Here is a 12,434-nt window from a genome sequence, read left to right as displayed (position 1 = left end):
AAATAAGACATATTCATACCGAAAGGCTAACCGGTGCGGGAGATGAAATACGTCTTATGGATGGGACCAGTATGGCCCGCACAGGGAGTGAACATGGATGTTCAAAAATTTCTCTCGGCGGTTGCCTGCATCTTAGTGCTTTCAGCTTGTGGCAAAAAGTCGACCGAATCAGTATTCGCAGAAAATGGTGCTCTTGATTCCAGCGCATGCATGGGGCAAGCCGTACAAAACAAATTCATCGTTCAGTGGGAAGACGGAAAGTTCACCGTTGAATCCGCGAAAAACGCCGAGGAATTTAAAGAAAAGTTCATCAAACCCAATTTGGAAAATATCAAGCAGGTTGAATACGATCGCATCATTCAAATGGATCGCTTCAATGAGGTTACCACCAGCGCAGTGAACGACAGCTGGGGACAACAGACGATTAAAGCAGATACTTTGTGGTCTCAAGGCATCTACGGGCAAAATATTAAAGTTGCTGTCGTGGATGCGTATGTCGATGTGACTCACCCACAAATTGCCCCGCGTATTGCGATTAACTACGGCGAAATTCCAAACAACGGAAAAGACGACGATGGCAATGGCTATATTGACGACTATTATGGAGCAGCCTTTGTTTCCAATCCTGGCTCTACGACAACCAAGAGTCCTCATGGAACTCACGTAGCAGGGATCATAGCTGCAGACTCCAGTTACGGGAGTGTTTATGGTACTGCTCCCCGTGCTCAGATTATTCCCGCGCAGTTTATTGCCAACGATGGTGGAGGGTCTCTAGGCGATGCGGTGTTAGCATTGCAATATGCGGCCGCTCGTGGAGCCAAGATTATCAATGCAAGTTGGGGTGGAGCACCCTGTGTTGCCTCATTAAGAAATGCGTTCCAACAACTTGAAGCGAAAGGCATCTTGATTGTGGTGGCTGCTGGAAATGACGGACGTGATGTTGACGTGTATCCCGAGTTTCCCGCTTCATTCAACTTATCAAATCAAATTACCGTGGCCGCTTCTTCGAAATCAGACTTTATGACTTCTTGGTCTAATAGTGGTTTCACCGCCGTTCACGTTGCCGCTCCTGGTGAACAAATTCTTAGTACGATTCCAAATAATGGAACGGCCTACATGGATGGAACGAGCATGGCGACTCCGTTTGTCAGCGGCATCGCGGCCCTCCTTTGGAGCGCCAAACCCAATGCCACAGCGGCACAGATTAAGCAGGCTATTTTGCAGTCAGTTGATGTCACGAGCGGGCATGAATTTAAAGTAAGTACTCGAGGTCGAGTTAACGTCCAGAAAGCACTGCAAGTCCTCAACCAGTTAGTTCCCTAATTTTCATTGAATTCAATAACATAGATCGTTTCGACGCAGAGCTTTAAAGTATGCTCTGCGTCTGTCGTTTTAAGATGCTTCTTGAAGCTCTCATGATACAAAATATCCCCTTAGTTATCGATTGGACTTCAGCTTTGCTGGAGTCTGTTTGCGGAATCTATCCGCCGAAAAAAGGGACTTTATGAGCGAAGTATCTACAGGTATTCAAGCGAAGCTTGCGGACCTTGAAAAAAGAAATGAAGCTGCAATGGCTGGTGGCGGAGCTGCCCGTATTGCAAAACATAAACAAGGTGGACGTTTGAGTGCTCGTGAGCGCCTCGATGTACTTCTTGATCCAGGCAGCTTCGTTGAGATGGATCGTTTTGTTACTCACCGTTGCACGAACTTCGGCATGGACAAGAATGTTGTTCCTGGCGATGGCGTGATCACTGGTTACGGCCGTATCAACGGAAAATTGGTCTACGTTTCTTCACAAGATTTCACAGTCATCGGTGGATCTATGTCTCGCACCCAGGCGAACAAGATCTGCAAAGTGATGGATCTTGCGATGAAAAATGGTGCGCCATTTATCTCTATCAATGACTCCGGTGGAGCGCGTATCCAAGAAGGTATCGAATCTCTTGGTGGTTACGCGGATATCTTCACTCGCAACACCATGGCTTCTGGCTTGATCCCTCAGATCACAGCAATCATGGGCCCATGCGCTGGTGGTGCAGTTTATTCTCCTTCTATCACTGACTTCGTATTCATGGTTAAAAACACGAGCTATATGTTCGTAACGGGCCCTGATGTTATCAAGACTGTGACTCATGAAGAAGTAACCAAAGAAGATCTTGGCGGAGCGACAACTCACTCTGCTAAATCAGGTGTTGCTCACTTTGCGGCTGAAGATGATAAGCATTGCTTGTTGTTGATCCGTGAAATGATGAACTTCCTTCCTTCTAACAATTTGGATGACGTTCCAGTTTTGCCTAACACAGACAGACCTGATCGTTTGACTGAAGCTATCGCGAATATCATCCCTGAAAATCCTAAGAAGCCATATGACATGCTTTCAGTTATCACTGAGTGCGTGGATGAAGGTTACTTCCTGGAAGTTCACAAGCATTTCGCTCAAAACATCATCGTCGGTTATGCGCGCTTCAACGGTCGTCCTGTTGGTATCGTAGCAAATCAACCAAACAACTTGGCTGGTTGCTTGAACATCGAAGCTTCTCGTAAAGCTGCCCGCTTCATCCGCTTCTGTGATGCTTTCAACATCCCCGTTGTTTCATTCGTTGACGTTCCGGGCTTCTTGCCAGGTAAAGATCAAGAGTGGAATGGTATCATCACTCACGGTGCGAAGTTGTTGTACGCTTACGCTGAAGCAACTGTGCCTAAAATCACAGTTATCACTCGTAAAGCTTACGGTGGCGCTTACATCGTTATGGGATCTAAACTTTTGCGTTCTGACGTGAATTTGGCCTACCCTTCTGCAGAGATCGCAGTCATGGGTGCTGAAGGTGCCGTCAGCATCATCAGCCGCGAAGAGATCAACAAAGCAAAAGATCCGGCAGCAGAAAAAGCTCGTTTGACAGCAGAGTACGAAGCGAAGTTCAGCAATCCATATGTGTCTGCAGAACTTGGTTACACAGATGAAGTTATCGAGCCAGCTTTGACTCGTAAACGCATCATCGACTCTTTGGAAATGTTGAAAAATAAACGCGAAATCCCGCCAGCTAAAAAGCATGGCAATATCCCTCTATAAGGATCTATTAAATGGCAGTATTTAAAAAAATCCTGATTGCGAACCGTGGAGAGATTGCTATCCGTATTACCCGTGCTTGTCGTGAGATGGGCATTGGTTCTGTGGCGGTATTCTCAGATGCAGATCGTGACAGCTTGCACGTTTTCTTGGCGGATGAGGCTTACCATATTGGGCCTTCTCCCTCTAAAGAAAGCTATTTGAACTATCAAAAAATTATCGAAGTCGCAAAAAAAGCAGGCGCAGATGCCATCCATCCTGGATACGGTTTCTTGTCTGAAAATACGAACTTTGCGAAGGCTTGCGACGAAGCAGGTATCACTTTCATCGGACCGACTGTGGCAAACATCGAAGCTATGGGAGATAAAATCTCTGCAAAAACTTTGATGAAGAAGTCTGGAGTTCCAACAGTGCCTGGCAGTGATGGCGGCGTTGATTCCGTGGAAGAAGCGATCAAAATCGCTGAAAAAATCGGCTTGCCGGTTATCATCAAGGCGTCAGCTGGTGGTGGCGGTAAAGGGATGCGCGTTGTTCGCAAGATGGACGAGATTGAAAGTGCGTTCCGCGCTTGTCGCTCTGAAGGTCAGAACTATTTCGCGGATCCGACTGTTTATATCGAAAAATTCATCAACGACCCGAAACACATCGAAATCCAAGTTTTCGGCGACAAACACAACAACCACGTTCATTTGTTTGAACGTGAGTGCTCTGTGCAACGTCGTAATCAGAAGATCATCGAAGAGTCTCCATCTCCATCAGTTCCTCAGGAAGTGCGCTTGCGCATGGGTGAGGCTTCTGTTCGCGCGGCGAAGCAGATTAACTACGTAGGTGCCGGGACAATTGAGTATATCTTCGATAACACGACCAAAGAATTCTTCTTCATGGAGATGAACACTCGTCTTCAAGTTGAACATCCGATCACCGAAATCGTGACTGGCGTGGATTTGGTTCGTGAGCAGATCAATGTGGCTGCAGGCAAACCTTTGAGCTTCAAACAAGAAGACATCAAGCAAAAGGGTCATGCAATTGAAGCCCGTATTTGCGCTGAAGATCCTGTGACTTACAAGCCATCACCAGGCGTGATCAGAGCTTGTCGCCATCCACAAGGTCCATTCATGCGCGTGGATTCATACGCATATCCTGGCTACAATGTACCTATCTTCTACGATCCAATGATCTCTAAGCTCATTACTTGGGGTGATACTCGTGAAGAGGCGATCAACAGAATGCAACGTGCCCTGAGTGAATTCGTACTGACGGGAATTAAAACCAATATCGTTCTGCATAGAACCATCTTGGATCACCCGACCTTCCGAGACGGCACTTACACGACACAATTTATCGAGAAAAACTTCGAAGTTATCGAGCCAGAGATGTTCAAACAAGTTGAAGATCCTGTGTTCTTGATCGCTGCGGCTATTGAAGCCTACAACGATCGCAAGTCGAAGGATATCCGTCAGCTTAACGTCAGCTCCACGTGGAGACGTTTGGGCCGCAAAATGCAGTTGAGGACGTAATATGTATTTCGAAGCAGAACTTAGAGGCAAAAAGTATAAAGTGGATGTGACTGAAGGTCGCCACTCTTGGAAAATCTCTTTGCAACAAGAAGGCAAAGAGTGGGTTCACCACGATGTATCCAAAAATGATTACAAGAGAGCTGAGGAATACATCAGCTTCTTGTTCCAGGGTAAGTCTTACCTTGTGGACGTCGTTGGATCTGACACGGAATACACAGTTTTCACGCGCAACTCATTCCGCTCTATCAAAATCTTCAATGACGAAATGCTTTTGCATGAATCATTGAAAAAAGGTGGCGGCTTCGGTGGCGATCTTGAGTTGAAATCAGGAATGCCTGGTAAAATTATCGAGATCTTCGCCAAAGAGGGCGAAATCGTGAAAGCCAACAAGCCATTGTTGATCATGGAAGCGATGAAAATGGAAAACGAAATGCGTGCCACTCGCGATGTAAAAATCAAAGAGATCAAGGTCAAACAAGGCGACTCTGTTGAATCAGGCGCGGTGTTGATCAAGTTCGAAGAGCCATCGTAATTTCAAGAATATTGAATTTAGTTAAAAAAAGAGGAAACTTCCTGCGAAGTTTCCTCTTTTTATTTCAGATCAATTAAAAGTCAGAAAGCTATTCTCTTTCATTCATGCGCACTTCCGCAGCGCGCTTCTTCTCGACAATGCCCACCACAAATACGCCAAGCTCATACAGCCCAACCATTGGGATCAACATCATAATCATACTCATCAAATCTGGCGGAGTAATGATCGCTGATGCAATGGCTAGACCCATAATAGCATAACGACGTTTTTCAGTAAGAAACTTGTGGCTCACGATTCCCATCATTCCCAGAATAGCAATGACCAAGGGGAGTTCGAAAGATACGCCAAACATCAAGCACATCTGCGTGAAGAAACCCAAGTACTGATCAATCGAGATCATTGGCTTATCGATGTTACCACCGAAGTTCATCAAGAAATGGAAGGCCATTGGCAAGACCACCCAGTATGAAAACGCTGCACCCAAAAGGAACAGTGCCGTGCCGGAAAAAATAAATCCAATAGTGTATTTTCGCTCGTTGGAATAAAGGCCCGGAGCCACGAACTTCCAGACCTGGTAAAGCCACAACGGACAAGAAATAATAATTCCGCAAACAAAAGCGATTTTGATATGTGCAACAAACTTATCCAACGGACCGGTATAGATCAGACCACCATTTGGCAAATACGGCTGAATGGGTGCGCGGATAAAGTTAAAGATATGCTCACTGAAGCCATAGCAAATACCCGTTGCGATCACCAGAATGTAGGCACAGTACACAAGCCTTGTACGTAGTTCACCAAGATGTTCAAACAGGGATTGACCTTTAAGATCTACTTCTTCGTTACTCATGATTTTTTATCTTCGCTTGAAGAGGATTCTTGAACCGGTTCTTGTGCGTGCAATTCCATTTGCTCAGGAACCACTTGGGAGGATTCAGATTCATGTTGCTGCTGCTGTTGAGGCTCCGGCTTTTTCGGTGCTTCGTTCAAATCAATGCGATCTATGCGCGCCTGTTGCTTGAGTTCTTCCGTAAAACCATTTGTTGTTCGTTTGAGGTCATTGAGAAAACGCCCCAAGGTGCGTGCTACCTGAGGAAGTTCTTTGGGTCCGATCACGACAAGCGCGAGACCGGCAAGGAAGAGAATCTCAAAAATACTTAAGCCAAACATGGCCGCAGAATAGTGGAATCAACCCTGTTTGCCAAGCTTTACCTGGTCATGGGGCAATGACAAAACACCCATTTCCTCAAGCTTCTCGCGGGCCAATTCCGAGCCAGTTCGCATATAGCGGTCATACAAGCGAAGAATGCTTTGATCACTCTTCACAAATGAGTGATGACTGATATAGGTCAACACATCGACAAAGTCCAAAAAGCGGCTGGAGAAAGTACTATAAACCTTGGCCATTGTGTCTTCGCGGGTACAGTGCGCCAATGACGCATAGGCCGCTCCACCAATCTCCGCATAATAATCGATGTCGACAATTTTTCGCTGAAGAGAGTCACCAAAGAAGCCACTGATATACAAAGCACGGTCACCAAGTTTGCGCAAAAGCTCAATCTTTGCAGAAGCCTCTGCGTTTTGGGCTGTAAGATACATTTCCGCAAGAGTGGTTGGGTTCTTTTGACCAGACTCGTTTGCATACTCGGACTCAAAAAGATTTCGAGCATCTAAATAATGATTCAAAAGATTTACGAGATAACTTTCCACCAAAGGAGGAGTTTGCATCTTCCTTTGTGCCAGGCCTTTTTGAACGAGCTCTTGAAAGAATCCTTGCGAACTCAATAACAGCTCTACAGTTGCAGACGATGGTTTTTCCCTCATCTCAGCAGCTCCCAACAGCTTAGAGCCAGGTCTCACAATGGGAAACACAAGCTCTCCTACTATCTAGTCTAACAACTTATCGGTTCAAAATGGTTAGTTGTTTAAAATATTCTGGGCCGAAGTCGAAGCCCAATGCCACCCCCGCCAGGCCAATTTGCGCCTCATTGGCAAACTTTTAGACACCCCAAGACCACCCCTAGAACCTAGTGGCGGATTAAAGCCATTCTATGGTGGCACCCTCGTTGCTCCCACTAATGGTATGCAAGTACTCAATAAGGTTAGCAAAATAGTCTCAAAACGAAGCACCCGCGGAATTGTTCTGACAGTCATGTCAGCCTCTTTGGCCGTTGCTATCTTTAATTCTGCAAGCTTTCCAATTGAAGTGAAACGAATCACGACAATGCTTTTAAGCGCGATGACTTTGGAGAAAGATCCAAACGTTGTCTACAATCGCGAAGAAATATTGAACGACTATCAAAATAAAATCTCTGAAGATTTCAAAATTCCTGCGGATATGCGTGAGCGTGTTGGATTCTGGTTTGATATTTATACCCGCTACGACAACAACAACCGTGTTATCCATGACTCTGTCAACCCGTGGATAATCTATAAAGTTGTCGATGTTTCATCGATCATCAATGCCGAAACTCCAAAACATCGTTGGTTGCGAAATGTAAAGGCAGATGATTTTGTAAAAGACGAAGTCAGCAAAATTCGCCAGGCATTGAAGTCACTTTCTGGGCGAAAAGATCTGGATAATCTTGATGAATATGAAACTGTGGTCGCAAAAAGCTTAAGTGTTTTACCGGGGAATCCACAGGAAAATGCCCAAAAGGCATTAAAAAATCTTCGCGTGCAAACCGGCCAGAAGAATTTCTTTGAGGAAGGCCTTGAGGTCAGCCCTCTTTATCTATCCGGAATGGAAGAGATCTTCAGAGCACATGGAGTTCCGGTTGAACTAACTCGCATTCCATTTGTAGAAAGCAGTTTCAACAAACACGCGGTCAGCAAAGTGGGTGCTTCTGGCATCTGGCAATTCATGGGAAATACAGGCCGTAGTTTTATGACGGTTGATCATCAAATTGATGAGCGCCACTCTCCATTTAAGGCGACAGAGGCAGCAGCAAGATTGCTTAAAGAGAATCATATGATTCTGTATCGCTCATGGCCGTTGGCTATTACTGCTTGGAACCACGGTCCCCCAGGAATTCGCAAAGCGATTCGCGAAACTGGATCTAAAAACCTGGGCGATATCGTCGCGAGCTTCCGCACCAAGAATTTTGATTTTGCCTCTTCGAATTTCTATTCTGAATTCTTGGCGGCGCTGTATGCAGAACGCTATCAAGAAGATATATTCAAAAACCTTCAGAAAGAAAAATCACTGGATGTACATTCAGTGAAGCTCGCTCGCACTGTCTCTGCCAAAGAGTTGCTGCGTGTAAGTGGTTTGAGCCACGAAGACTTCATCATGTTCAATCCCGACCTAAAGAAGGCCGTGGAAAAGAACGCTTCCGTTCCATCGGGCTTCAAATTGATGGTGAATGATTCAGCAAAAGCAGTTTTAAAGCGCCTTCTTGCTCAGGAAAACACTCGCAAAGTTGGAAAGAAGTTGAGCCGAAACGATGTTTCAATCAACCTCTCCCCATCAACAACCAACTAACGAACGTCGTTGGGGCCTACAAGGCTGATGATGCTTGGCTGGGAGAAAATATTCTCAGCCACGCGCTGCACATCATCCGGTGTCACCGCAAAATACTTGTCTGCCACATCAAGACTGTCGCGATAATCTAGACCATAGATATCATCGAACAAGATCGCATTGCAGATCGTCCCTTTTCTTTGCAACTCAATATCATGACGGCCAATCAAATATCTTTGTGCCCGAGCCAATTCTTCTTCGCCCACCTTGGTGCTGACCAATTTATTGAATTCCTGTTTCAGCATAGAGATGGCTTTTTCAGATTTCTCTGGTGAACAACCTATATATCCACCGAAATATCCACATTCAATTCCTTCCATATGCATTGGAGAAACTGAATACGCTAGTGAGTTCTTATCTCGCAGCTCAAGGAACAAACGGCCACCCTGCCCACTTAAGATAGACTGAATGATTTCCAAGGCATATCGATCCGGACTTTTCAAAGTCAAACCTTGATAGCCAACGATAATATGACTTTGCTCTTTTTTAAGTTCTTTGAATAAATGTTTTGAAGTCTTTATGACCGGAGCTGCAAAAGAATTCTCAACTTTTGAACCTTTCGACATAAGAGCAGTAGTCGCTTCAAGCTCTTTCACCCACTTATCAGTTTTTACATCACCAACCACACAGAAAGTTAAATTCTTAGGATTGGCGATCTTCTTATAGTATTCCTGCAAAGTTTCCTGGGAAATTTTGCTAATACTTTCATTGCTTCCCAACAGGTCTCGCGAATAGGGGTGGTCTTTGAAGATCTCATGCATGAAGGCCATGATGCAAAGCTGTGCTGGATTATCATTGCGGGCTTTGATTTGGTTTCTTTGCACAACCTTTTCACGTTCCAGTATCTGCGTTGGGAATTGTGGATAGAGCAGTGAGTCCCTGAAAATTTCCAGCATCTTGTCTTCGAAAGGCGACAAGTAGTCCATAGAAAGACCCACAGAGTTTCTTCCGCCAAAGGCACTGATGCCAGACGCCAGCTCGTCAATACGAAGATTGATGTCATCTTCTGTGAAGTTTTTAGATCCAGAAAGCCAGTTGCGAGAGAAGACTTCCGTCAATCCCCCTTGGCTTTCATTTTCAACACGAGTTCCACCCAAGAACGCCGCCTTCATTGCGACATAAGGAGTGTCTTTCTGTTCTCGGATCAAAAGCGTCGCGCCCGACTTCAAGGTGATTCTTTCAGTTTTCGGTTCGTGCGCAACTGCTGCCGTATTGATATTGAATTTTTTAGCAGCGAATTTAACAACCTTTTGCTTTTTCGCCTTCGCGGCCGTCAGGGATTTCTTCAAATCCTTAGCGAAGCTTTTCAGAATCTTTTCCGCCTCTTTCTTTTCCATATTGGTTAGCAAAGAGAGTCCGAACGTGTCTGGTTTGAAATACTTTTTAGCAACTTTTTGGATGTCTTCTGGCTTCAAGGCATAGACTTCCTTCATGTATTTACGATAGTGATCGTGATCACCATAATAGAATTCGTCTCCACCCGCTTTGCGAGCGATGTTGTCGACAGTTTCCATAGAGTAAACTTCATGGCTGGCAAAATTCGTCATGGCTTTTTGTACTTCAGCGGCTGTCGGTGGCTCCTCAATCAAGCGAGTAATCTCGGGAATCATTAATGACAAAGCTTTCTGCAGATTCTCTTTTTCTAAATTAAAGGAAATCGAGAAAAGACCGTCATCCTGCATTGAATAGCTGAAGCAGCCCACCGAGTTCGTGACAGGCTCTTTAATGCGTAAGGTTTGCATCAAGCGCGAAGAGTCACCCTGCCCAAAGAGTGCGGAAAGAACTTCCAACGCAGCGATGTCTTTGTGTTTTACATTCGGAATGCGCCAAGTTAGATAACCTGTAGTTGATTCAAACTTAGCCTCTTCAACCTTAATACGAATGGAGGTTTGGGCCGGCTCTTTCGTTCGTTTCACCTTGCGAAGTTTGAACGGTGCAAAACCACCGAACATAGTTTCAACTTTTTTCTTCATGTCTTTAGCATCAAAGTCACCAGCGATGACCAAGAACATATTCGAAGGCACGTAGCGACTGTGATAATAGTCTTTGATCTTTTTAACAGAAACATTGCGCACAACTTTATCAAAACCAATTACGGGGCGACCATACTGGTGCTTGCGGAAAGTATTCGTAAATAACAATTGGCTGGCACGTCGGCCAGGGCTGTCTTGACCTCGTTTGATCTCTTCGATCACCACTTCACGTTCGTTATCGATTTCTTGCTTATCAAAAGTAGGAAATCCCATCATCTCACTTATAACGTCCATCGCCACGTCAGAGAACTGCTTGGAAATAGTCACATAAAAGACAGTCTGGTCAAAGGAGGTGTAGGCATTCAGCTCTCCGCCGGAACCTTCGACGGTGGAAGCAATTTCGCCCACTCCATATTTACGTGTGCCTTTAAAGACCAAATGTTCAATAAAGTGAGAGATCCCCTCTTCGCCGCGTTTTTCATCGGCGGAGCCTGTCTTCACCCACATTTGCACTGAGACCACCGGAGATTTGTGGCTAGGTAAGAAAAGGACCTTTAGACCGTTTTTTAGTTGAAATTTCTTAGACATACTCTAGATAACTCCTATGGCTTTCGGCATTTACGTTCATATTCCTTACTGTATTCAGCGCTGCACTTATTGTGACTTCGCGACTTACGAGCAAAGTAAAATTTTGCCGCCGGATCAGTACGTCGATCTACTGTTTGAGGAGATTCGCCAAAAGCATCGCTATTACAAACCTCAAAGCGTAGATACCATCTACTTCGGTGGTGGCACTCCGAGCCTGATCCCTGCTCACCTTATTGTAGCGGTTATCAAAGAGCTGGGTAGATATGGCTTTACAACTAGACCTGACACAGAGATCACCATCGAGATCAATCCGGCAACAGTCAGCGAAGAAAAGCTGAAGATCTATCTCGACGCCGGAGTGAACCGATTTAGTGTCGGAGCCCAAACTTTCGACGATCGTTTGCTAAAGATGGTTCATCGCGAGCATTCCGCGAAGCAAACCCTCGAAACACTGGACCTTTTAAGAAAGCACAATCTTAATTTTAGCTTTGATATCCTTTTCGCCCTTCCTTCACAAACGTTGGAAGGATTGAAAAATGATGTGCGCATTGCTGTTGAACAAGGTGCCAAGCACATCAGCCCCTATTGCCTCACCGTCCCTGATGGGCATCCTTTATCAAAGGGCCGCGCCATTGATGACGAGCAAGTTGATATGTTTGATTTCATCGCCCAAGAACTTACCGAGCATGGCTTTAAGCAGTACGAGATTTCCAACTTTGCTCTTCCAGGGCATGAGTCCCGACACAATATGCTTTATTGGATCGATGAACCTTATTGGGGAATTGGTCTGAGCTCTCATTCCTATACAAAAGAGTCCCCTTGGGGCACCCGCTATTGGAACATCAATTCTATTGGCGAATACAAAAAGCAAATACTTGAACATCAGGGCAAAGAGTTCACATCACCTGCGCTGCATCTTCCATCAGATCAGTTTGAGGCCCTCGAAATGCACCAGGCTCTTACGGACTTTTGTCATACTTCGATGCGTCTTATGCGGGGCCTCAACGAACGCACACTTCAAGAAAAGTTCCCAGCAACTGTATTCCACCAAGTTTCCAGCATTATGAATAAGCTGACTGATCGCGGCTGGGTTCAGCATGACGGAACAAATTGGTCGTTAACACGTGATGGCCTTGTTATTAGTAACAAAGTCTTCCAAGAACTTACCTTTTTAAAAGAAGATATCTAAGCGCAGTCTAGTTCCCCTTTCACAGAGACTAAATTCGCGCTGGGC

10 protein-coding genes are annotated in these 12,434 nt (G+C 45.3%); 6 read left to right on the top strand and 4 right to left on the bottom strand.

The window, feature by feature from the left end:
• Positions 1-42: 42 nt before the first annotated feature.
• The 4 genes from NWE73_RS01315 (at position 43) to NWE73_RS01300 (ending at position 5,116) form a co-directional block, all read left to right on the top strand.
• Positions 43-1,323 carry a S8 family peptidase gene (locus NWE73_RS01315; protein ID WP_277576463.1) on the top strand — a complete coding sequence of 427 codons (1,281 nt, stop codon included), beginning with the start codon at positions 43-45 and terminating at the stop codon, positions 1,321-1,323.
• Between the two features lie 181 nt (positions 1,324-1,504).
• Entirely contained in the window at positions 1,505-3,070 is a 1,566-nt protein-coding gene (locus NWE73_RS01310) for an acyl-CoA carboxylase subunit beta (RefSeq protein ID WP_277576462.1), read from the top strand.
• 11 nt (positions 3,071-3,081) lie between these two features.
• Positions 3,082-4,584: an acetyl-CoA carboxylase biotin carboxylase subunit gene (gene accC, locus NWE73_RS01305; RefSeq protein ID WP_277576461.1), complete on the top strand. Its 1,503-nt coding sequence runs from the start codon at positions 3,082-3,084 to the stop codon at positions 4,582-4,584.
• A 1-nt stretch (position 4,585) separates the two neighbouring features.
• Positions 4,586-5,116, top strand: a complete 531-nt coding sequence (locus NWE73_RS01300) for an acetyl-CoA carboxylase biotin carboxyl carrier protein subunit (protein WP_277576460.1) — start codon at positions 4,586-4,588, stop codon at positions 5,114-5,116.
• 88 nt (positions 5,117-5,204) lie between these two features.
• On the opposite strand, the gene tatC is transcribed toward NWE73_RS01300, so the two are convergent.
• The 3 genes from tatC to NWE73_RS01285 are packed head-to-tail and all read right to left on the bottom strand — an operon-like array spanning position 5,205 to position 6,988.
• Entirely contained in the window at positions 5,205-5,966 is a 762-nt protein-coding gene (gene tatC, locus NWE73_RS01295) for a twin-arginine translocase subunit TatC (protein ID WP_277576459.1), read from the bottom strand.
• Positions 5,963-6,286, bottom strand: a complete 324-nt coding sequence (locus tag NWE73_RS01290) for a Sec-independent protein translocase subunit TatA/TatB (RefSeq protein ID WP_277576458.1) — start codon at positions 6,284-6,286, stop codon at positions 5,963-5,965. Before NWE73_RS01290 ends, tatC begins: the two co-directional genes overlap by 4 nt.
• Positions 6,287-6,304: 18 nt before the next feature.
• Positions 6,305-6,988 (bottom strand): hypothetical protein, encoded by a 684-nt coding sequence (locus NWE73_RS01285; RefSeq protein WP_277576457.1) that lies wholly within the window; start codon positions 6,986-6,988, stop codon positions 6,305-6,307.
• A gap of 49 nt (positions 6,989-7,037) precedes the next feature.
• On the opposite strand from NWE73_RS01285, the gene NWE73_RS01280 reads away from it, so the two are divergent.
• Positions 7,038-8,600: a lytic transglycosylase domain-containing protein gene (locus tag NWE73_RS01280; RefSeq protein ID WP_277576456.1), complete on the top strand. Its 1,563-nt coding sequence runs from the start codon at positions 7,038-7,040 to the stop codon at positions 8,598-8,600.
• Here the strand turns inward: NWE73_RS01280 and NWE73_RS01275 are convergent.
• Positions 8,597-11,200, bottom strand: coding sequence for a M16 family metallopeptidase (locus NWE73_RS01275; RefSeq protein ID WP_277576455.1), 2,604 nt, complete (start codon positions 11,198-11,200; stop codon positions 8,597-8,599). The genes NWE73_RS01280 and NWE73_RS01275 overlap by 4 nt on opposite strands.
• 16 nt (positions 11,201-11,216) lie before the next feature.
• On the opposite strand from NWE73_RS01275, the gene hemW reads away from it, so the two are divergent.
• On the top strand, positions 11,217-12,389 hold the full coding sequence (gene hemW, locus NWE73_RS01270; RefSeq protein WP_277576454.1) for a radical SAM family heme chaperone HemW: 1,173 nt from the start codon (positions 11,217-11,219) through the stop codon (positions 12,387-12,389).
• The last annotated feature ends 45 nt before the right edge of the window (positions 12,390-12,434 follow it).

The organism is Bdellovibrio svalbardensis (genome assembly GCF_029531655.1).
Lineage (GTDB): Bacteria > Bdellovibrionota > Bdellovibrionia > Bdellovibrionales > Bdellovibrionaceae > Bdellovibrio > Bdellovibrio svalbardensis.
The sequence above is the reverse complement of the archived record's forward strand: the minus strand, read 5'-3'. Positions and strand labels throughout refer to the sequence as shown.

Excerpts from the sequence above, each read along its gene's own strand:
- NWE73_RS01315 (WP_277576463.1), top strand. The coding sequence starts at position 43 with ATGAAATACGTCTTATGGATGGGACCAGTATGGCCCGCACAGGGAGTG.
- NWE73_RS01310 (WP_277576462.1), top strand. The coding sequence starts at position 1,505 with ATGAGCGAAGTATCTACAGGTATTCAAGCGAAGCTTGCGGACCTTGAA.
- accC (WP_277576461.1), top strand. The coding sequence starts at position 3,082 with ATGGCAGTATTTAAAAAAATCCTGATTGCGAACCGTGGAGAGATTGCT.
- NWE73_RS01300 (WP_277576460.1), top strand. The coding sequence starts at position 4,586 with ATGTATTTCGAAGCAGAACTTAGAGGCAAAAAGTATAAAGTGGATGTG.
- tatC (WP_277576459.1), bottom strand. The coding sequence starts at position 5,966 with ATGAGTAACGAAGAAGTAGATCTTAAAGGTCAATCCCTGTTTGAACAT.
- NWE73_RS01290 (WP_277576458.1), bottom strand. The coding sequence starts at position 6,286 with ATGTTTGGCTTAAGTATTTTTGAGATTCTCTTCCTTGCCGGTCTCGCG.
- NWE73_RS01275 (WP_277576455.1), bottom strand. The coding sequence starts at position 11,200 with ATGTCTAAGAAATTTCAACTAAAAAACGGTCTAAAGGTCCTTTTCTTA.
- hemW (WP_277576454.1), top strand. The coding sequence starts at position 11,217 with ATGGCTTTCGGCATTTACGTTCATATTCCTTACTGTATTCAGCGCTGC.